Source organism: Bartonella sp. HY761, from assembly GCF_026743145.1.
Lineage (GTDB): Bacteria > Pseudomonadota > Alphaproteobacteria > Rhizobiales > Rhizobiaceae > HY038.
Genome location: NZ_CP104887.1, coordinates 1,504,820 through 1,526,677 on the forward strand (window position 1 = coordinate 1,504,820; position 21,858 = coordinate 1,526,677).

General features: G+C 39.6%; 21 protein-coding genes. 10 read left to right on the forward strand and 11 right to left on the reverse strand.

The features are described 5' to 3' along the window. Positions 1 to 2 precede the first annotated feature (2 nt). The 3 genes from accC (at position 3) to N6A79_RS06440 (ending at position 2,624) form a co-directional block, all read left to right on the forward strand. Positions 3 to 1,355: an acetyl-CoA carboxylase biotin carboxylase subunit gene (gene accC, locus N6A79_RS06430; RefSeq protein ID WP_268547426.1), complete on the forward strand. Its 1,353-nt coding sequence runs from the start codon at positions 3 to 5 to the stop codon at positions 1,353 to 1,355. A gap of 138 nt (positions 1,356 to 1,493) precedes the next feature. Continuing rightward, positions 1,494 to 2,090, forward strand: coding sequence for a leucyl/phenylalanyl-tRNA--protein transferase (gene aat / locus N6A79_RS06435; RefSeq protein ID WP_268547427.1), 597 nt, complete (start codon positions 1,494 to 1,496; stop codon positions 2,088 to 2,090). A gap of 102 nt (positions 2,091 to 2,192) precedes the next feature. Further along, the gene (locus tag N6A79_RS06440; protein WP_268547428.1) at positions 2,193 to 2,624 is read left to right on the forward strand and encodes a DUF1489 family protein; all 432 of its coding nucleotides are present in this window, start codon (positions 2,193 to 2,195) and stop codon (positions 2,622 to 2,624) included. Between the two features lie 81 nt (positions 2,625 to 2,705). Here N6A79_RS06440 and hflX read toward each other — a convergent pair whose 3' ends face one another. The 6 genes from hflX to N6A79_RS15845 form a co-directional block, all read right to left on the reverse strand. Next, positions 2,706 to 4,001, reverse strand: coding sequence for a GTPase HflX (gene hflX / locus N6A79_RS06445; RefSeq protein WP_268547553.1), 1,296 nt, complete (start codon positions 3,999 to 4,001; stop codon positions 2,706 to 2,708). Positions 4,002 to 4,308: 307 nt separating this feature from the next. After that, a complete protein-coding gene (gene secG / locus N6A79_RS06450; RefSeq protein ID WP_182419388.1) occupies positions 4,309 to 4,689 on the reverse strand; it encodes a preprotein translocase subunit SecG in 381 nt (126 codons plus the stop codon). 204 nt (positions 4,690 to 4,893) lie between these two features. Further along, the gene (tpiA, locus tag N6A79_RS06455; protein ID WP_268547429.1) at positions 4,894 to 5,655 is read right to left on the reverse strand and encodes a triose-phosphate isomerase; all 762 of its coding nucleotides are present in this window, start codon (positions 5,653 to 5,655) and stop codon (positions 4,894 to 4,896) included. Positions 5,656 to 6,180: 525 nt separating this feature from the next. Then, positions 6,181 to 8,685: a trimethylamine-N-oxide reductase TorA gene (gene torA, locus N6A79_RS06460; RefSeq protein ID WP_268547430.1), complete on the reverse strand. Its 2,505-nt coding sequence runs from the start codon at positions 8,683 to 8,685 to the stop codon at positions 6,181 to 6,183. 9 nt (positions 8,686 to 8,694) lie between these two features. Continuing rightward, positions 8,695 to 9,360: a TorD/DmsD family molecular chaperone gene (locus N6A79_RS06465; RefSeq protein ID WP_182419391.1), complete on the reverse strand. Its 666-nt coding sequence runs from the start codon at positions 9,358 to 9,360 to the stop codon at positions 8,695 to 8,697. Further along, positions 9,360 to 10,967: a c-type cytochrome gene (locus N6A79_RS15845; protein ID WP_182419392.1), complete on the reverse strand. Its 1,608-nt coding sequence runs from the start codon at positions 10,965 to 10,967 to the stop codon at positions 9,360 to 9,362. The genes N6A79_RS06465 and N6A79_RS15845 overlap by 1 nt, the downstream gene beginning before the upstream one ends. A 750-nt stretch (positions 10,968 to 11,717) precedes the next feature. On the opposite strand from N6A79_RS15845, the gene N6A79_RS06475 reads away from it, so the two are divergent. The 7 genes from N6A79_RS06475 to lpxB all read left to right on the forward strand — a co-directional run bounded on the left by N6A79_RS06475 (position 11,718) and on the right by lpxB (position 17,371). After that, positions 11,718 to 12,101, forward strand: coding sequence for a hypothetical protein (locus N6A79_RS06475; RefSeq protein WP_182419393.1), 384 nt, complete (start codon positions 11,718 to 11,720; stop codon positions 12,099 to 12,101). A gap of 302 nt (positions 12,102 to 12,403) precedes the next feature. Further along, on the forward strand, positions 12,404 to 13,129 hold the full coding sequence (gene pyrH / locus N6A79_RS06480; RefSeq protein WP_182419394.1) for a UMP kinase: 726 nt from the start codon (positions 12,404 to 12,406) through the stop codon (positions 13,127 to 13,129). A gap of 32 nt (positions 13,130 to 13,161) precedes the next feature. Continuing rightward, positions 13,162 to 13,722 carry a ribosome recycling factor gene (frr, locus tag N6A79_RS06485; protein ID WP_182419395.1) on the forward strand — a complete coding sequence of 187 codons (561 nt, stop codon included), beginning with the start codon at positions 13,162 to 13,164 and terminating at the stop codon, positions 13,720 to 13,722. Between the two features lie 325 nt (positions 13,723 to 14,047). Beyond that, positions 14,048 to 14,767, forward strand: a complete 720-nt coding sequence (locus N6A79_RS06490; RefSeq protein ID WP_268547431.1) for an isoprenyl transferase — start codon at positions 14,048 to 14,050, stop codon at positions 14,765 to 14,767. A 168-nt stretch (positions 14,768 to 14,935) separates the two neighbouring features. Beyond that, positions 14,936 to 15,769, forward strand: coding sequence for a phosphatidate cytidylyltransferase (locus N6A79_RS06495; RefSeq protein WP_268547432.1), 834 nt, complete (start codon positions 14,936 to 14,938; stop codon positions 15,767 to 15,769). 72 nt (positions 15,770 to 15,841) lie between these two features. Next, on the forward strand, positions 15,842 to 16,084 hold the full coding sequence (locus tag N6A79_RS06500; RefSeq protein WP_268547433.1) for a hypothetical protein: 243 nt from the start codon (positions 15,842 to 15,844) through the stop codon (positions 16,082 to 16,084). 132 nt (positions 16,085 to 16,216) lie between these two features. Continuing rightward, on the forward strand, positions 16,217 to 17,371 hold the full coding sequence (gene lpxB / locus N6A79_RS06505; protein ID WP_262080397.1) for a lipid-A-disaccharide synthase: 1,155 nt from the start codon (positions 16,217 to 16,219) through the stop codon (positions 17,369 to 17,371). A 178-nt stretch (positions 17,372 to 17,549) separates the two neighbouring features. On the opposite strand, the gene N6A79_RS06510 is transcribed toward lpxB, so the two are convergent. The 5 genes from N6A79_RS06510 to N6A79_RS06530 form a co-directional block, all read right to left on the reverse strand. After that, a complete protein-coding gene (locus N6A79_RS06510; RefSeq protein ID WP_268547434.1) occupies positions 17,550 to 18,413 on the reverse strand; it encodes a 23S rRNA (adenine(2030)-N(6))-methyltransferase RlmJ in 864 nt (287 codons plus the stop codon). Between the two features lie 144 nt (positions 18,414 to 18,557). Next, the gene (locus N6A79_RS06515) at positions 18,558 to 18,971 is read right to left on the reverse strand and encodes a cytochrome c oxidase assembly factor Coa1 family protein (protein ID WP_268547435.1); all 414 of its coding nucleotides are present in this window, start codon (positions 18,969 to 18,971) and stop codon (positions 18,558 to 18,560) included. A gap of 177 nt (positions 18,972 to 19,148) precedes the next feature. Continuing rightward, a complete protein-coding gene (locus tag N6A79_RS06520) occupies positions 19,149 to 19,964 on the reverse strand; it encodes a methyltransferase (RefSeq protein WP_262080401.1) in 816 nt (271 codons plus the stop codon). Beyond that, positions 19,957 to 20,937: a bile acid:sodium symporter family protein gene (locus N6A79_RS06525; RefSeq protein WP_182419403.1), complete on the reverse strand. Its 981-nt coding sequence runs from the start codon at positions 20,935 to 20,937 to the stop codon at positions 19,957 to 19,959. Before N6A79_RS06525 ends, N6A79_RS06520 begins: the two co-directional genes overlap by 8 nt. Before the next feature lie 138 nt (positions 20,938 to 21,075). Further along, entirely contained in the window at positions 21,076 to 21,618 is a 543-nt protein-coding gene (locus N6A79_RS06530) for a gamma carbonic anhydrase family protein (protein WP_268547436.1), read from the reverse strand. Between the last annotated feature and the right edge of the window lie 240 nt (positions 21,619 to 21,858).

A 21,858-nucleotide genomic window follows, 5' to 3' on the forward strand; every position in this document is an offset into this window, starting at 1 on the left:
TAATGATCACGAAAATCCTTATAGCAAATCGTGGCGAAATTGCACTTCGCGTTCTAAGGGCCTGTAAAGAGCTTGATATAAAAACCGTAGCAGTCCATTCAACTGCCGACGCTGATGCTATGCATGTCCGTCTCGCGGATGAAAGTGTCTGTATTGGGCCTGCTCCTTCACGCGACAGCTATCTTAACATGCATCAAATCGTTGCAGCATGTGAAATAACCGGTGCGGATGCTATTCATCCAGGCTATGGCTTTTTATCTGAAAACGCCAAATTTGCTGAAATTCTTGAAGCTCATGCAATTACTTTTATTGGCCCTACTTCGGCCCATATTCGTATTATGGGTGATAAGATTGAAGCTAAAAAGACCGCAAAACGCCTTGGTATTCCAGTAGTTCCTGGCTCTGATGGTGCTGTAACAGAAGATGCAGAAGCCATGCGCATTGCCCACGAAATTGGCTTCCCGGTTATCATCAAGGCATCTGCTGGCGGTGGTGGGCGCGGCATGAAGGTTGCACGCAACGCTGATGAGCTATCAATTGCTCTTTCAACAGCACGCACCGAGGCAGGTGCAGCTTTTGGTGATGACGCGGTTTACATTGAAAAATATCTTGAAAAGCCGCGCCATATTGAAGTTCAGGTTATGGGCGATGGCGCAGGAAATGCAATTCACCTTGGTGAACGTGATTGTTCGTTACAACGACGCCATCAAAAGGTTTGGGAAGAAGCAACCTCACCCGCTTTAGATGATGAAGCTCGCCAAAAAATTGGTAATATCGTTGCCAAAGCCTGTGCTGGTCTTGGCTATCGCGGTGCTGGCACCATCGAGTTTCTCTATGAAAATGGTGAATTCTATTTCATTGAAATGAATACACGCCTACAAGTTGAGCATCCGGTTACTGAAGCTATCACCGGTATAGACCTTGTGCATGAACAAATTCGCGTTGCATCAGGCAATGGTTTATCAGTTACCCAAGATGAGGTTCGTTTTTCTGGTCATGCGATTGAATGCCGTATTAATGCTGAGGATCCGCATAACTTTACGCCATCACCAGGTTTAATCACCCATTTTCATACTCCTGGTGGCTTGGGCATTCGTGTTGATTCGGGAGCCTATACGGGTTATCGCATTCCACCTTATTATGATAGCTTAATCGGTAAACTTATCGTTCATGGTCGCAATCGTAAAGAATGTATGATGCGTTTGCGCCGTGCGTTGGATGAATTTGTCGTCGATGGTGTAAAGACCACACTACCTTTGTTTATGGACCTCATTAAGAATGACGATATTGCCAAAGGTGACTATGATATTCATTGGCTAGAAAAATATTTAGCAAATAAAAATCCAGCTAAATAATTAGTTTTATATCAAGCAAAATAATTAGAGCAATTTGCATAGTCGTAACTATCAATTGCTCTAATTTTGTTTTTATCAGGTTCTATTCGTAAATACGCTATACTTAAATGCCGTATTTATAGGTTAAGTGGTATAATCATGGATTATTATAAGATTGATCCCGAAGACTTGCTTAACGCCTATGCTCAAGGCATTTTTCCAATGTCTGATGACGCAGATGATCCCGATATTTTTTGGGTAAAACCTAAAATGCGTGGTATTATCCCTCTTAACTCCTTACATATTTCACGCAGCCTTGCGAAATTTTTGCGTAAAAATCCTTTTGAAATTCGATTTGATACAGATTTCTTTGGCGTGATAAATGGTTGTGCCGAGGCCACGAAAGGCCGCGAAAATACATGGATAAATCAATCTATACGCGATGCATGCCATACACTTTTTTTAAATGGTTTTTGCCATACGGTTGAAGCTTGGCGTGATGAAAAGTTGGTAGGTGGACTATATGGAATTTCGCTTGGCGGCGCATTTTTTGGTGAAAGTATGTTTTCACGCACGGACAATGCTTCCAAAGCATGTTTAGTTGCTTTAGTTAACTTACTGCAAACCCATGGCTTTCAATTATTGGACACTCAGTTTTTAACCGATCATTTGGTGAGTATGGGGGCTATCGAAATTCCGCAAGAGGATTATGAAAAACTTCTTTTCACCGCTATTGAGCTTAAGAGTAAGTTTTAATTGACTTTTTTAAAAATTAGGCGGGTTGAATTAAATAGGACTTACGCCTATATAATTGCCACGGCTTAACCAAGCAATAGAATTAGGGTATATAGTGCTCCCATGGGAATTAATCTTGTAAAATTATGTGTTGGCGCTTCTTCAATTGAGGATTTACAGGCTTGGATTGACTTTAGAATGGATGAAAAGCGTTCTTTGGGAAAAGAAGCAAAACAAACCCATACCACACGGATGATCCCCAAGCGCAAAGACGAGCTTCTTGACGGCGGCTCACTTTATTGGGTTATTAAAAATAATGTTCAATGCCGGCAAAGACTTATTGATATCCATGAATTTGTTGATGTTGACGGAATTAAAAGATGTGACTTGGTTTTAGAGCCTAAAATCATTGAGACACAATGGCAACCAAGACGCGCCTTCCAAGGTTGGCGTTATCTTGATGATAAAGATGCACCGCAAGATTTAACAGCCAATAGCCTAGCGGAACTACCTATAGAACTGCGCCATGAACTTGCCGAGCTTGGCTTGCTTTAGCTTTATTATAAAACCATTTATCTTTAGAGCTAGAATAGAGCATGTCACCAACTCATTTGACAATGCTCTATGTGCTAGGGCTTAACTGACGTTAAGTCTTTCTCGTCTTATTTTGAATGCCTCATGCGCGGAATTTGACAAATCGACGCTAATTTCAACGCTACCATCTTCAAGATCTTTACGTTGTTGGTTGCGCCCATTGCGATAAAGCCAATCCAACAGCACCAATTCATTTGAATTTAAATGCAAACTAATGTGCTCTATTTTGCCGGATATGCGCTGTTCAATAAGCGTGGTCAGCTCATCAATACCAGTACCATCAATTGCTGATAGTGGAATGCTAGGTAAAATTGCCGTTTGGGCTGTTTGCTGCAACTGTTCTTGAGCCGCAACCTCAAGCCTATCAACCTTATTCCAAACTTCAATCATGCGTTTAGGGTCATCAACCTCAACACCAAGACCTTTAAGAATATCCAAGACATCTTGGCGGTGGATAGCATTATCTGGATCAGACATATCGCGGACATGAAGAATAATATCAGCTTCAATCACCTCTTCCAGAGTTGCCCTAAATGCCGCCACCAAATGGGTTGGCAAATTAGAAATAAAGCCCACCGTATCGGATAAAATAACCGTATCACCATGCGGAAACTTTATGCGCCGCAATGTTGGATCAAGCGTTGCAAATAGCATATCCTTAGCCAAAACATCAGCACCAGTAATGCGATTAAACAATGTTGATTTACCCGCATTGGTGTAACCAACCAGTGCAACGACTGGATGAGGTGTCTTTTTACGTTTGGCACGATGCAATTCGCGTGTCTTGACCACTTTTTCAAGATCACGCTTTAAACGTGTAATTTTATCCTGTAATAAACGTCTATCAGCTTCGATCTGGGTTTCACCTGGCCCACCCAAAAAGCCGCCACCGCCGCGCTGTCGCTCCAAGTGAGTCCAACTGCGAACAAGACGCCCCTTTTGATAATTTAAGTGGGCAAGTTCAACCTGTAGCGTTCCTTCACGAGTGCGCGCGCGTTCACCAAAAATTTCAAGAATAAGACCAGTACGATCGATAACTTTACAATTCCAAGCTTTTTCAAGGTTGCGTTGCTGAACAGGCGTCAAACTATAATCAACAATTGCCAAGCCTATTTCATTGTCTGCTATAATTTCGCCAAACTCAACCACCTTACCACTGCCAAGCAGCGTTGCAGGTTTAACCTGACTTAGCGTAACAGTCTGCTGCACCACTACATCAAGATCAATGGCTCGCGCAAGCCCCAAAGCTTCTTCAACCCGTGCAGATATACTGCGACTGGGCATATTTTCCGTTAGTCGATCTTCTTTTACCACCGGCACAACAACAAGACTGCGCATAGCTATGGGTTGATGATCTACTAATTTATGTTCAATAACTGTTTCTTTTTCCAAGGATAATCTTTTTCGCCTAGCGATGTTTGTGTTTTAAATTGGACAAAGCTTTTATTAAAAAACATTCCCAATTCAATCTTGATGATTATAAATGATAGTAACTCTTTATATATAAATTTAACTTGCACTTTTACAAGTGACCTCACAGCTGCTCAAGCCATATTGAGCCATATTTTAAGCTAAATAGCAATCAGCAAATAAAAAAGCCCCTGCTAGAAAACAAGGGCTTTTACATTCATCATAATTTTTAAAACTAATTGGTTGGTACTTCTGACGAAGATGACGGTGTATTGAGTGGTGCAACTGTAGCTGGTGCATCAATACCTGTAGGCACGCCATTATTTGTTGGAGCGACTGGAGTGGGAGCACTGCTAGCTGGAGGAACATTGTCAAGAATTGATGTGGGAGTATGATTGGATACCGACTGTAATACTGTTAAGATGATGGACGTTAAAAAGAAACACCCAGCAAGAATTGCAGTAAAGCGGGTTAAGGCATTTTTTGTGCCACGTGCGGTCATAAAACCAGAACCACCACCTATACCAAGACCACCGCCCTCAGAACGTTGGATCAATATAACCCCAACAAGGGCAATAACAATCAGAAGGTGGATAACGATGACAACTGTCTGCATTGGTCCTGTCTTTCATGCAAGTTTGCCTCACTATAATTTGGGAGGCGGCTTTAATTATTATAACGAGAATAGGAATACTATCAGTATCCCAAATACATATCTTGCAGTGTGTACACGCAAAACAACAATAATCCAAGAAAAATATCAAAAAACTTGATAAGTTTCTTGGATTAACGTTGTTAAAAGATAGCTAATAACAGCCTATCACTTTCGTCCAGCATTGCAAATTGCAAGAAAATCACCAGCTTTTAAACTAGCGCCGCCGACAAGCGCGCCATTAACATTATCAACAGCTAGCAAAGTCGCCGCATTGTCAGGCTTCACTGAGCCGCCATAAAGGATGCGTATTTGATTGGCATTTTCGCCATAGCGCTTTACTAAAACATTGCGGATAAAGCCATGCATTTCTTCAACGTCAGCAATAGTTGGTATTTTACCAGTACCAATTGCCCAAACTGGCTCATAGGCGACAATCGTATCGTTATCGCTAATTTTATCAGGTAGTGAACCAGCTAATTGGCCTTCAACTACTGAAAGTGCAGTACCATTTTCGCGCTCTTCTAACTTTTCACCTACGCAAACCACCGCCACCAAATTAGCACGGTGAGCAGCTTCCGTTTTTTTGCGGACAATTTCATCACTTTCATGGTGATATTGGCGCCGCTCCGAATGGCCAACAATTACAAAAGACGCACCTGCATCCTTAATCATCGGCGCGGAGACATCCCCCGTATATGCACCAGTATCTAGCGTATGACAGTCTTGCCCACCTAAAGATAATACCTCACCCGACAAAATGTCATGGGCTCTAGAAATAAGTGTTGCTGGAACACAAATCAATGCATCAAAGCCACTACCCAGATCAGAACTTAAACCAACAGCGATAGCTCGCAACTCAGAGAGCGATTCGCTTGTGCCATGCATTTTCCAATTGCCTGCAATTAGCGGACGAATGGTAGTAGTCATTTTTTTCTCCCTTGGACCTTTTGCCAAATAGCGCAAATGGACTATGCTACGTCAGTGTGGATATGAGTTTAACCCTAAACCGCTACAATCATAAAAAGTAGACATATAATATCAGCTAATATTTTACTGTCTATGAATCATTTAAAGTTCAATAAAGCCCAATTATGTTTTTGATACAAGGGTAAGCTATTATTTTTCTCAAAGCTTTTTTGATTATTGTTTATTTCAATCATCACAGTATGGAAATTAAGAGCTACATGAATTAATTTTCATCACGTAAATAATCAAAGATAATTAAACTTGTATTATCAAATATTATTTAAAGCATAATCGAACTTTGATTTATTTAATCATGCACGTTAACGTGCCCCTTCTTCCATAAGAAAAATTAAATAAACCAATTTTTCGCAATCAAGTCTTGTGTAGCTTAAAATATTTGCAGTATTGAATTTTATACTTATTAAATAAGGGCATTGATTTTCAAATAAAAATCAATGCCCCTATTTTTTTAACTATTTTTATCGTTTAGCTTGCTTTTCTAGGCTCAACAAAGACATCGACTGCCGGAATTTCACCATGAAATTTCTCAATTTCAACAACTGCCGTTTGCCCGCAATTAGCTTGAGCCAATTTTGATGTAGCAATACCAGTCGTCAAATTATTAACATCACCGTAACGACAAAGGGTTTTTGCCTCACGTGGATTTGCTGGATCATACCACCCTCCCTCATTGATCCGGATGACACCAGGGCGAATAACATCGGTAATTTTAATGCCAACAAGAATTTGGCCGCGATCATTGAAAGCGCGAGCAATATCGCCATCTTTCAAACCACGCTCAGCTGCATCCTTGGGATTAATCCAACAAGGCTCACGTCCACCAACCGCATATTCATCACGCAGTTTGGTGCCACATAATTGCGAGTGGAGACGATAAATCGGATGATTAGAAGCAATATGAAGCGGATATTTGGTTGTAGGCCCATCCAAACGCTCAATTGGCTCCATCCATGTTGGATGGGGAGGACAATCATCATATTGCATTTTTTCAATATTAAGAGAAAAAATTTCAATTTTACCAGACGGTGTACCCAAGGCATTTAACAATGGGTCTTCACGGAATGCTCCATAACGAACAAATTGTTTTTGAGCGTCTTTAATTGGGAAACCAAGAGCTTCATCACTTTCCCAAAACACATCAAAAATCGGCATTTCCATACCTTTGGCACGAGATTCAATGCGAGCTGCTTCATAAAAGTTACGAATCCACTCCATTTCTGTTAAGCCCTCAGTAAATTCCTGACGCTTACCTAATCGCTCGCAAATATCTGCAAGGACATCAAAATCTGCGCGAGCCTCATACATGGGTTCTACAAGTTTTTTCATCGGAACAATATGGCTAAGGCCATAATCGCCCATCTGCTCTATATCATTGCGCTCATAGGATGTTGTCACGGGCAAAACAATATCTGCGTGACGAGCTGATGCGGTCCATTGAAAATCTTGAACAACAAAAGTATCAAGTTTCTTCCAAGCCTCAACCATTTCATTGCGATCTTGTTGGTGAGAAAATGGATTGCCACCCGCCCAATAAATCATATGCAATTCGGGTAAAACAATATCAGAACCGTTATATTTAATTGTTTTACCTGGATTAAGCAGGGATTCGACAACACGACAAACAGGAATAGCATTCGACTTTGGTTGGCAAGCCGAATTGGTTGCCCCGGGGGCGCATCCTGGGGGCAATTCAGTTAAAGGTGCCGCAGGACCATCAGTAATACCGCTAAGGATTGGACCGGTTGCAGTTGGAGTACCGGCACTACAATAGTGATAACTAAAGCCGAAACCTCCGCCAGGCAGACCAATTTGACCTAACATGGAACACAAGGTGACTAACATCCAGTGAGCTTGCTCGCCATGGTGTTGACGTTGAATTGACCAACCCGCAGCAATCATCGTACGATTCTTGGCAAAGTCGCGTGCTAAATCTTTGATAGTTGCAGCATCAATACCGCAAATTTCTTCAGCCCATTCTGCGGTTTTCGCAGTGCCATCAGTTTTACCAATTAAATATTCCAAAAATTGTTCAAAACCAACGGTATATTTTTTTAAAAAGGCTTCATCATGCAGCTTTTCAGCGTAAAGGGTGTGGGCGATACCAAGCATCATAGCAACATCGGTTTGCGGACGCGGTGCGAGCCACTCACCTTCTAAAAACTGGCAAGTTTCTGTTTTGATAGGATCAATACAAATAACCCTAATACCAGCTTTCTTAACCTCTTCCAAACCAACAAAACCACCATGATCTGGTACAAGCCAACCAATCTGATTAGTGTTGACTGGATTACAGCCCCAAAACACAATGGTTTTAGTATTTTCTTTTACAACATCCCAAGATGTGCATTGTTCATATACCTCTAGCGAACCAACGACATGTGGCATAATCACTTGCGCGGCTCCCGTAGAGTAATCACCAAGAGAATTAACAAAACCACCTGTTAATTTAAGCATACGACGCAATAATGTACGGCAGTTATGGAACTTCCCAACGCTTTTCCAGCCATATGAACCGCCAAAAATACTGGTAGGGCCATATTTTTCACGAACGCGTTTTAACTCCGCCGCAACCAAATCTAAAGCTTTATCCCAACTAACGCGAACAAAATCACCTGTCCCTCGTCCTGCTGGATCAGCGCCGGGCCCCTGCTCTAGCCAAGCACGACGTACCATGGGGTATTTAATCCGTGAGGGCGAATAAATCGAATCCATCATACCTTGTAACATCGGGGTTGGATGGGGATCCTTTTCCCAAGGGATTACTTCTATCAACCGACCATTTTCAACTTGACCGCGAAAGACACCCCAATGGCTTGCAGACATTGTGAGTTTGTTTGCAGCTTGTGCTAAAGCCCCACGCGTAAACAATGCACCACTTGTTGTGCTTAACATTGCAAGCACTGCCGCACTTTTTAAAAATGAACGACGGTTCAATGAAGTTTTTGTAACATTTTTATTGTCGAATGACATGGCATTCTCCTAATGTATTACTATATTTTCAGCCTGTAAATGGCTGTTTAATGAAGATAAATAGACTACCAGCAATGCCAATAGTTCAGCATAAAAGCTTGCATTAGCCTTTTCTCCTACAGCATCGCCCATCGCTGGAACCCAACTCATAAGGCGATCGACCAGATTTACGATAAAAGGACTATTTTGTTGCCGTAGTGCTTCAGCTAATGCAGCAAGTTCCAAAGCTAAATGATCCGCTGGCTCTTTACAGTTAGACGCAACGGACACGTCCAAGGCACCCAATATATTTAGCATTTCAACATAAGGCTGTTGAAATAGACGGCCTTGGGCATCCTTATAATAGCTTTCATAAGGAGGAACGGTATTGGGACCAGCAAAACCATCAAATAGTGCAACATATTGCCTTGAAAGTAAGCCCTGTAAAGCTTCAGGCGAATTAGATTGCAAACATTTGGTTAAAGAGCCAGTTAGTTTAGTTGCATTAAGACTGAGACCTAGCTCCTCCAGAAATTCTGAAAGAGCATTGGTTTGATATTCAGCCAAAAGCTTTATATCTGGAGGGGCAATTAACAGATTAGAAAACCAATCCAAGATTGCAGCCCCCACCAAACATTCTTGTGCTTTTGCCTCTTCGCTATTATGACAACCATTTTCGGTTAGCAAAGCAGTCATTAATGGGTGCTCCCACTTTCGTTGACATCTTTAGAATGATTTTGCAAATAGCCAAGTAACAAACGATATTGATCGGGTGTCAGTGATGTGTAACGCTTCATCGCGTTCAAATTACCAATCCATTGGTTTGCCAAAAGATGATCCGCTTGTGGTAGCGCATGACATACACCACAACTAGAATTAAACATATCAGATGAATAAGCCCACATATTAGAAAGTGATGTATTTAGCCCCTGATTGGTTGTCCATAATTCCAAGTTTACGGGATACCAAGTCTGGTTAGTTTCTGCGTCAATATCAGCTGCACCGCGACTATAAGCTGCTATGGCTTTATCACCTAAGACGGCATACATAATGCGTTGGCCCTTTAGCGCATAAACTACTGACGGCGCACCATCCATTTGCCAACCATCAAGGCGAACTTTAATCTTATCACCTTTACGGTCCACCACTGTAAGCTTAGCTGTTGCAAGTAGCTTTCCATCTTCATCACCACTACCATTTTCGTCTAAATAAAATGGCTTGGTATTGACCGTATATAAAATATCAGCCTGGGCAACTTCATTGTCTGACGAGGTTGGCAGAACTGCATTTACCTTTGAAGTTTGCTTTAGCATAACAATTTGCGGTGTGCGGTTAGGCTCTGGTTGCCCTGGAGCTGGAAGATCAACACCTGGAATGGTTTTTAAATAGGCTGCCATAGCCCGCAAATCAGCATCTGGAAGTTGTTTTGTATTTTCGATAACTTCGGCCATATCTCCACCAGCAATCTTATTGATGGGGCTTTTTCCAGTTTTCAAGTAGCTGACAATGGAATTCTCAGGCCAGAATTTAATACCTGTCTCATCTTGGCTTATATTGGGAAAATGTCCCTTGCCATCCGGAGTTGGTCCACCACCATAGCGTAAGTCACTTTTAATTACACCCATAAAATTACGAGTCGAATGGCATTCGGCGCAATGCCCTGCACCTTCAACAAGATAACGACCGCGTTCAATTAATATTGCATCAGCCTTATCTGAAGCTGTATTTTTTTCAGGTGCTAAAGGCTGACCGTCAAGAAATGCAAGCCGCCATACACCGACACCACGGCGCATAGTGAATGGAAATTTTAACTCGTGACCAGGAGCTTGTCCGGCCACTGGTTCTAAAGACTGTATGTAAGCAAACATATCACGCACATCATTAGCGGTGAGCCGTTGATATGAAGTGTAAGGAAATGCTGGATATAAATTTTGTCCATCTGGCATTATACCATTTGGGCCAACACCTTCACGAACAGCTTTGGTAAATTGGGCAAGTGTCCAATTGCCGATACCATCTTTTTTATCGGGCGAAATATTCGGCATATAAAAGCGACCGAATTCGGTGTCTAGTGCACGTCCACCGCCCAATTTTAAATGATTTTCTTGATTTGGTGTAGCGTGGCATGTAGCGCAATCGCTTGCAACAAAAACAACACGCCCATTTTCTAAATCTGGCGATGATTCATCCGCAACATCGCGAGTAGGATGGGTAAGTGACCATGTTATTGGTGATGTTAGGACAAAAAAGCCGATAACCCCTAATATAATAAGGGCTAAAAGCCAGCGGGTAAGCTTTTTCATGTTTTGGGCGTCCTTCTTTACGACATTGAAGCCGGGTTAAGAACCTCCCTCTTCTCAACTCTGCATAAATAGAAATAGACAAAAGTAAATTTACTATGCTGTAAGTTGTAGAACTATTTTAATTTATAGACAAGTAAAAATCTAAAAAAAATTAAATTTTTTAAATAAAAAACTAAAAATAATTAAAAATACTAAAAGTGCTGTATATCTAAACTATATAACGGTAAATATAAAAAATTTTTATACTTAAATTTAAATAAAATTAACAAATTGAAAACTTCAAACAAAAAATAAAACTTGATTTTATTGTTCGAGATATTCCAAGAAATACCAACCAAACCACATTTACATGCAATCGAGCGAAACTTTTGAGTTACCTTTGATCAATTCTATACAAATAAAAATCAATCAACAAAATGACTTGAATCAATTTTCATGCAAATATATTAGAAAAAATAAATGTTACGGTGAATAATAATTCGACAATTAAGCTAGCTCATGATGCAAGATGCTTAAATTTCCAATCGCAAGCAAATTTAGCTTGAGGGCTAAAGGCATTTAAAGTCTTACCGAAAAAAATACCTTTGGCATTCAAATTTTAATTGCAATTTAGCGGGATAAAGATATTTTGTTGCGACTGATAATAGGAAAATCTGACAATCACATTGATTTGCATGATAAGATTATTTAAATTGCACCATTATTTATGATGAGCCTTTCAAAAGGCTATTTCGAAACAGGGTTTTTAAAATGTATAATGTAACGCGCCTATTGACCTTTGGGGCTGCAATTTTTTCATTTGGTATTTTGGGTGGCTGCGTAACCAACACTAATGACGGATCTGGCAAAATCATAAAGCCTTTTACACCAAAAGCTTCATTAACTACGCCAGCCGCACAAGCCTGCATCAATGCCGCAGCGAATAAATACTATTTACCCACCAAAGTGATTAAAGCGCTTGATTCTGCAAAGGCACAAGATGGATCGACAGTTTTAACTTTGAAGGTAGATTTGCGCGATGCACGATGTGTGATTAACAGCAACGGCTCCGTTCGTTCCGTAGTTGATACAAGCCCTAAAAGCGCCGACCAAATAGAAGCTGAAAAGGCAGCAGCTGAAGGGCGCATTTTATAAGCCCTTTATTTAATATGGCGCTCTCTTATTATAGCTAGAGACTAAAAGACAGACAGATATCAAAACCTTATTTGTATAAGGTTTTGATCTACTGTTTCGATAGAAAAATAGAAATAATCCAGAAGCATATTTGTGGTAATCATAGAAGTTGATTGCTAGTGATATATAATGTGATACAACCGAGTTAAGGTGGAAAAACCAAGGTCTAATACATCAAAATGGTCTATTTTGCATGTTGATTGGTGACAAATCAACATTGTTGGTGTATCGACAGCAAAAATTATATGCTGGAGAATTTTGATATGACACATAGCCCCCAATATAAACGGATTTTGCTAAAGGCATCGGGCGAGGCATTAATGGGGGGGCAGAGTTTCGGTATTGATGTATCTGTAGCGGATAGAATCGCAGCAGACATAAAAGATGCTCGCGATCTAGGAGTGGAAGTTGCTATTGTTATCGGCGGTGGAAATATCTTCCGCGGTGTCGCTGTTGCGTCACGTGGTGGTGATCGCGTAACTGGCGACCACATGGGGATGCTTGCAACAGCAATCAATTCTTTAGCCTTGCGAACATCTCTGACAAAAATTGGTGTTGATGCTGTTGTGCTTTCGGCTATTGCTATGCCTCAGATTTCTGAAAGCTTTTCACAGCGTAAGGCTATGGCTTACCTTAACTTAGGTAAGGTTGTGATTTTTGCTGGTGGTACTGGTAATCCATTCTTCACAACCGACACCGCTGCCGCACTTCGCGCAGCAGAAATTGGTGCCGATGTGCTTTTAAAGGGTACGCAAGTTAATGGTATTTATACCGCAGATCCCAAGCTAGATCCAAATGCAACTCGTTTTGATCATTTAACCCATGATGAAGTTTTGCAGCGCGGTCTATCTGTTATGGATACGACAGCGGTTGCTTTAGCCCGCGAAAATAATATTCCGATTATTGTTTACTCAATTCACAATCGGGGCGGTCTTGCTGATGTACTCCGTGGAGAAGGTCAATATACGTTAGTTTCGGATGAAGTTTAAAACATCTAGCCTGGAAATTTAAGGAGAGTAAAATGAGTGACGCTATAAATATTGACGACCTTAAGCGCCGTATGGAAGGCGCCGTATCTTCTTTTAAACACGAGCTAGGAGGCTTGCGAACTGGTCGTGCATCTTCCAGCCTCTTGGAACCTATTACTGTTGTTGCTTACGGTTCAGCTGTTCCAATTAATCAGGTGGCAAATATTTCTGTGCCTGAACCACGTATGCTGTCAGTATCTGTTTGGGACAAAACCATGGTTGGTGCAGTAGAGCGTGCAATCCGCGACTCTGGTCTTGGTCTTAATCCAATTACTGATGGGACAAACCTTCGCATTCCCTTACCTGAGCTCAACGAAGAGCGTCGTCGTGAATTGGTAAAGATTGCCCATCAGTATGCCGAACAAGCTAAAGTAGCCAGCCGTCATGTGCGCCGCGATGGTATGGATGCATTAAAAAAAGCAGAAAAAGATGGCACTATTGGTCAAGATGACACTCGCTCTTTATCGGAACGCGTCCAAAAAATGACCGATGATACCATCTCAGAGATTGATAAGATTTTAGCGACTAAGGAAGCTGAAATTATGCAAGTTTAAGTTATTAACTTTAACTTATTATACTATTTTAATGGGTGGATATTATAAGTTTTAAAATTTAAGCGGTGGTCAAGTTAAAGGATAGGCTTGCACCACGGCTTTAATTTTAATGATAATATGGTTTTAATAATTGTTCGACTATTGAATTTTCATATTATAATTTTAGTATGCTCAATATCGGTCACTGTTTTTATTTCGGCTTACACCTAAATGTATTAAAAACAGTCTGATTGGAGTATTATTCACCTGCCCTTACTATTTTATTTCTTATAAAATCTAAAATATTCAAATTCTTACATCTGTATATTTACAAAAAGGTTATACCGTGCCAAGTCCCAAACATATAGCTATTATAATGGATGGAAACGGTCGGTGGGCCAAGGAAAGGAAGCTTCCGCGCGTAGCAGGCCATAAGGCTGGCGCAGAGACTCTTCGTAAAATTGTCGATCACGGTGACAAGATTGGTATAAAATGGTTAACATTTTTTGCATTTTCATCTGAAAATTGGTCACGCCCCAAAGATGAAGTGAGTCATCTTCTTTCTCTTTTAAAATATTTTATCCGTAGCGATATCAATAAGCTAAAGGCTAATAACGTACGCGTTCGGATTATAGGAGATCGTGACGGGCTGACCGCCGATATATTGTCTCTATTAGAAGAGGCAGAAAAAACGACAGCCGCAAATAATGGTTTGAATTTCGTTGTTGCATTTAATTATGGTAGTCGCAATGAGATTACACGCGCTGTAAAAAAGCTAGCAGAGCAAGTGAAGAAAAATATAGTACAGATTGAAGAAATAACTGAAGAACTCATTACATCGCGTCTTGATACTTTTTTTATGCCTGATCCAGATCTTATTATTCGCACAAGCGGCGAGATGCGCTTATCCAACTTTTTGCTTTGGCAAGCAGCTTATACGGAATTAAGTTTTGTGCCGTGTTTTTGGCCAGATTTTTCCAGCGCAGATTTTGATGCAGCGATAGAAAACTATCAAAAACGCGATCGTAGATTTGGTGCCGTTTTACAAAATGATTTGATCCCTTGATTGAAATTGGATAAAGAAGATATAAGTTGAAGAACTCAATCGATAATCTATCCAATGATAATGTTCTAATTTCTTCTATGAGGAGAAAAACATTAGGATTATATGCCGAGGATAAAGAAGGGGCATAAGTAATATGCAAACTCAATTTGTGTTATGCGGTGATGTTTAATGTCTAATTTACAGACCCGAATAATTACGGCTATAATCTTCGCACTTATAACGCTTGTAGTTACCTTTTTGGGGGGCGTTTGGTTCTCTGTTTTTGCTTTTGTAATTGGCTTTGCAGTGCTGTATGAATGGCAGACAATTAGCAAGGTGAAGCAAAACAATTTAACAACGATGTTGGGCTGGTTATTTTATAGCATAATTTTTATCCTCGTTCTGTTTAAATTTGATATTTCATATATCTTTTCAGCAACAATATTATTTGCAATAATTTTAGCTTTTGCGTCATGGCAAAACGCAGGCTGGGTTGCGGGTGGCTTCTTATATGGTCTAGTCCCCGCTCTTGCACTCACATTATTGCGCGGCGATGAGCAAATGGGGTTTGGTGCAATTATTTTCCTATTTGCAATTGTATGGGGCACAGATATTGCGGCCTATTTCAACGGACGTGCACTTGGAGGGCCAAAACTTGCCCCAAGGTTTTCCCCCAATAAAACGTGGTCTGGTGCAGTTGGTGGCGCAGCTATAGGTGTTGCAGGTGGTGTATTAGTTGTGCTGCTATTGATTAAAAATTCACTAGTAATCAATATCGCGCCAACAGATTTCTGGGTACCTTTATTGGCGCTTATCCTTTCAATTGCTTCACAAGCTGGTGACATAGGTGAATCTTGGGTTAAGCGGTATTTTGGTGTTAAAGATTCAAGCAACCTACTCCCTGGCCATGGTGGTTTTATGGATAGAGTTGATGGTTTAGTTGCTGCTGCCGTATTATTATATATTATCGCCGCACTTTTTGCAGATTCAAGAGCGCCGGCGAATCTTTTCAATTTACTGTAAAGTTTGTAAATTATGATATCGTTGCGTCATAAATATTATGAATAATTTGTCCATCCGAAGAGAGGAAGTTTTATGAAATTACCCGTTCTTTTAGCTATTGGCAGTGCTTTTATAATGCTAAGCGGTTGCAGTAGTAACTCATCATCAGCCTTATTAGCCAATAATGAAGCAAATGAAACCACCGGCTATTGGTATCTTGGCGATAATGGTCAGCGTCAATGGCGCACCTTTACTAATGAACCCAATAGCCAAGATAACGCTGTTAAAAATACAACAACCGGTATTCGTCCTTTTGGTAATGGTTCTGGTCGATAAATTTTCAATATAACTTTAAAAGTGCTAAGTTTTACATCATATATATCCAAGGATAAAAATTATAATCATCCTCCTTATTTGGAGGATTGTTCCATATATTTTATTCTAGTTTTTTAAGGTAATTTTCGCTTGATGACAAAAAAAATAAAGATTGCCATTGTTGCAGGTGAAGAATCTGGTGATTTACTTGGCGCGGATCTAATCGAGGTTTTGAAAAAAAAGATAAGTGGACAAATTGAACTCATCGGTGTGGGTGGGCAACACCTTGAAAAATTTGGTTTAAAAAGCTTATTTGACCCTGAAGATATTGCACTTATGGGAATTACTGCAGTTTTAAAGCAATTGCCGAAACTGTATTCGCACATTAAGAAGTTAGCTCAGTTTTTAGCAGACCAAAATCCTGACTGTTTAATCATTATTGATAGTCCAGATTTTACTCATCGTGTTGCTAAACGCGTACGCGCTTTAAATCCTTCAATTCCAATTATCAAATATATAGCCCCATCTGTTTGGGCATGGCGTCCGCAGCGCGCTAAGGAAATGCGCAGTTATATTGATCACGTCCTAGTTATTTTGCCTTTTGAACCAAAAGTAATGGAAATGCTTGATGGCCCACCTTCAACCTATGTTGGTCACCGGTTACTCTCATCCGCTTCTATCAACGATGTGCGACAGTTCCGTCAAACTAGGGTAACGGATGGAAAAAAACACGTTATTATTCTACCTGGATCACGTCGTTCAGAGGTTCGTGCACTAATGCCAGACTTTGGTAGAGCAGTAAATGAACTATCGCAACGGGCGGATAATATTCGTTTTATATTGCCAACTCTGCCGAAAATTGAAAAAGAAGTGAGACAATTAGTATCTGAATGGGCTGTCAAACCCGATATTGTTGTTGGAGATGTTGAAAAATGGCAAGCATTTAAACAAAGTGATGTTGCCCTTGCTGCATCAGGTACTGTTTCATTAGAGCTTGCTTTATGTAATATCCCCACCGTTTTAGCTTACCGCGCCGATTGGTTTTCTAAAATGGTTGTACTACCGAAAATTACAATATGGTCAGCCGCATTACCTAATATTATCGCTGATGAACCTATTGTTCCTGAATATTTCAATGAATACATAAAGGTAGGAATGCTAGCAAGGCAGGTCGAAAGACACATGCATGATGGCCCTGCACAAAACGCTCAATTACTTGGCTTTAAAAAAATTTATAATATTATGAAAACAGAGCAGCCTTCAGGAGAAATTGCAGCTAATGTGATAATGAATTTTTTAAAATTGTAAGTTTGGTGTGGCTTTCCTAATACCAATATTACAATTTTTTTAAATTAAACGCCATTGCTCTACAACAGCGTTTAATTATCATTAGCTAAAGTTTTATATAAAGCCAGCATTCTACATTTTCCACAACAACACGGATCGTTGATGGCTTAGGCAAAGCTAAAATACATCAGACTTAAATCTATTTTGGGCTATCTTCTTGTCTAATCCAACGACAAACCAAGTGAGCACCCGGACCACATCCTAATGAATCAACTAAAAACGGACCAAGCAATTTTATTTCGTTTTCTAATGTATATGGAGGATTGACTATAATCATTCCGGTACCATCCAAACTAGCAATGGATGATTGCTTGCGAATATGCAATTCTAAACGCAATATTTTGGGAATGCCTGTTTCATATAGCTGGTTACAAAATTTATTTACACTATTGAAATTTTTAACTGGATACCAAAAAGCATAGATACCATGTGAAAAACGCTTATTAGCCCTTACTAACCCATCCACTAATCGTTCAAATTCACCTTCTAATTCAAACGGAGGATCCACTAATACTAAACCACGTTTTTCTTTTGGTGGCAATTGCGATCCAAGTGCTAGCCAACCATTAAGATTTATGATCTTCGTTTGAAAATCACCATCAAAATGTGATTTTAAAATTCTATAATCATCGGGATGCAACTCTATCGCAGTCAAGCGGTCTTTTTGCCGCAAAAGCTTACGTATAAGTATAGGTGAGCCAGGATATTTTTGAAGGGTACTTTGCTGATTATTTAATTCTGCAATAATATCTAGCCATGGTTTCAATAAGGATTTGATATCAGGATCTATATCCTTATTAATAATCCTACCTATACCATCGCGCCATTCGCCTGTTTTTTGTGCGCGATCATCACTAAGCTTATAAAGACCAATACCAGCATGGGTATCAAGGACACGAAAAGCTTGATCTTTCTTTTTTAAATATTCAATAATGCGAGTAACGATAATATGCTTGAAAACATCAGCAAAATTTCCAGCATGATAAATATGGCGATAATTCATTTTTACTCATTAAATTTGTGGATTTATAATAAACCAATATATAGAAAAATATGGAATTTTTAGCATCTGGATAATTGATTTTAAATTAACTTGTTATGGCATTATAAAAATCAAAGCAATGATACAAGCTTATTTCGTTAATTATCAATACCGTAAATCAACGACGGTTGTAGTTTCATTGCTGCGAAATAACATTCTACTATAATTCCATTCAGTTCCTTGCTTGGCTCCTACAATCAAAACAACTCCACTACCCTTCGGTCCTGAAAGTGGAATGGACATATCAATCATTCCCTGTTCATTTGGAGTAGGCATATTACCACCTACAAAAAAACCCGGCTCAATAGGCTCTCCTATTAAAGCAATAATCTCGCTATTTTTTTGTGCGGTTTGTACGCCTAGCATATAAGGCTCAGATTTTTTCACTGCACCTACAACAAAATAGATAACAACGCAAATTACTAAAACAAAACCACCTATACAGCCAAGAATAATTGATAGTGGCAAAAACCACCCCTTATTTTTTGCCCACCAACCAAGCTGCTCAACATGAGACATTACAAGAGTTCCTATTGTCAATTAAAGTACTAATAAATGGGCAATAAACTAATATGATAAATATTGTAAGATACTATTTGATAATAAACTAGCGTTTTATCATTGGATCTATTCCATTATCCTATATGCATTGAATATTGACATAATACTCAATGCATATAGTCGGATTGAATTAAATTAACTGCTTTTTTGCGCTAGAATAAGTTGGCCCGCAACGGGATTTTGTTGTTCAAGACGCACTACAATATTTTGACAGTCAATAACGGCTAGACCATTACTATTCAAAGTTTTTTTGATATAATCTTCGCTATGAGCAAAACGTTGAAAAGGCCCAACCATAAAAGGCCGGCCAGAAAAAGTTGCATTATCAGATGTCTCACTTGAAAAGCCAAAAATGCCATCATCTTCTAAATGCTCTGCAACATTTTTGAAAAAATCATCAAGTTGCCCCATATAAGGTAGAACATCGGTTGCTACAATTAAGTCCCATTTTTGTTCGCCTGCTTGACTTAAAAAACCTACTGCATCGCCCACAAATAATTTATCATAGTCACCTTTTTCATAGGCAATAGCAACCATATTTTCAGAAATATCAATACCTGTCTTTTCTTTAGCCATATCATCAAGGGCATCTGCAGATAAGCCCGTTCCGCAACCAAGATCAAGCATATGCTCAAACATGAAATCGCCATCCAACACTTCAATCAAACGCTCACGTAATTGCAATGGCACATCATATTGTAATTGATCGACCAGAATCATATCAAACACATCGGCATGCTGATCAAATAATGTTGCAACATAGGCTTTTGGAGCATTTTGTGGCACTTCACCCTTGCCCATGGCAGCAAGGCGCACAGATGCACCAGCATGATCATCAGGATCAAGCTCTAAAGCGTGGCGATATGCAATGGCTGCACCATCAAAATCACCCGATTTTTCTAAACTTAAACCACGATTATAAGCTTCTTCAAGGGCGTCTTCGTCAATCATCTATTAATTCTTTCCGTTGCGACAAATGCCGCGCGATTATAGTACAAGCCATAAGCTGAATTTGATGAAATAGCATCAAAGGCAACACAACAGCACCGATATTTATGTGGCTATAGCTTGAGAATATAGCATTTGCCATAGGGGCACCACTTGCCAAGCTCTTTTTTGATCCGCAAAACATGATTGTTATACAGTCGGGTTCATCGAATTTGAATAATTTAGCTCCCCACCATGTAATCATCAATACTAAAAACAATAAAATAATATCAAATCCAACCATTACCATAAGATCGTGCCACGACGTATTTGACCACAATTTTTGGGTAACAGCCTCGGAAAAAGCTAAATAAACAACCATAACAATCGAACCTCGATCAACGATAGACGTTAAAGTTTTATGACTATTTAAAAAACTCCCTATAAAGCGCCGGCATATTTGACCTGCAACAAAAGGCAATAAAAGCTGTAAGATAATGCTTAAAAAGGCGTCAAATGAAATACCTGTTCCAGAATGCGCTTGAAGTAAAAGCCCAACCAAAAAAGGAGTAACAAACATGCCCAAGATATTTGAAGCTGAAGCCGAAACAATAGCAGCAGGTACATTGCCGCCAGCAATAGAAGTAAAAGCAATAGACGATTGTACAGTTGAAGGCAGCACACATAAATATAGAATGCCTGCATAAAAAATAGATTGCTTTAATGAAGGGATAAGCCAACCTGCCATAAGACCAAGAATAGGAAAAAGTACAAATGTCGATAAAAATACCATTAAATGCAGGCGCCAATGGGTTATGCCAGCAACAACTGCCTCACTCGACAAACGAGCACCATGCAAAAAAAATAACAGAGCAACAGCACACTTTGTGGCCAGTGAAAACCATTCTTGCCCTTGCCCACTTACAGGCATAAAACTGGCAAAAATAATTGTTGCAATTAATATGGTCAAAAATTTATCAGGCAAAAACCGCGCCACAAATCACCTCATTGCGGAAAAGAGTAAGTACAAAAAATGTGTAATGAAATTCAACCGCTTTTATTTCATATTTTTTTTCAAGAACTAATAACGTTAAGTGATTAAAACATATAAGGGCAAAATAGTTGTGTTTTAAATTTATAAACCAGTTTCTTGTTGCTCTTCCAAACCACGAATAAAACGTTTTGAATTTTGCTGATATAATTGGGCTGAAGCTGTATTTTTTGCAATTTCATCTTCAGTTAGGGCGCGTTTCAACTTAGCCGGAGCACCAAGTATAAGCGAATTTGCTGGAAACACTTGACCTTCGGTGACCAATGCACCTGCTCCAACAATCGAATTTTCTCCGATTTTTACATTATTCATGATGATTGCACCCATACCAATTAGAGTATTATCACCAATTATACAGCCATGAATGATCGCGCGGTGACCAATAGTGCAATTACGCCCGATAGTAACCGGAATTCCTTTGTCGGTATGGATAATAACACCATCTTGCACATTTGATCCATCGCCTAAAATAATAGGTTCATTATCACCACGCAAAACGGCACCAAACCAAACACTTGCAGAATCGTGAATAATGATATTGCCTATCAAATCTGCACTTTTTGCAATGAAACTAGTTTTTTTTTCAATAATATTAGGTTTGTGTCCGTCAAGAACATAATTGGTCATTTCCATCCCCTTTTATTCGATAATTACCAAACTTGAACAATTGAAAAGTTCAAATTAAAGCTAAACTTTTAATGCACACTGCCACTCTTAATACTATATCGAATTGACATATCGGCGCGTTACATAAGCTTCATATTGGTTTCATGATAAGTCTTTTCAAATCATTATAAAAGTCAAAAGGGTGAATTATTTAAGCCGTTAAACTTTATGTGATAATTTTAGCAAAATTGGTTTTTCAAA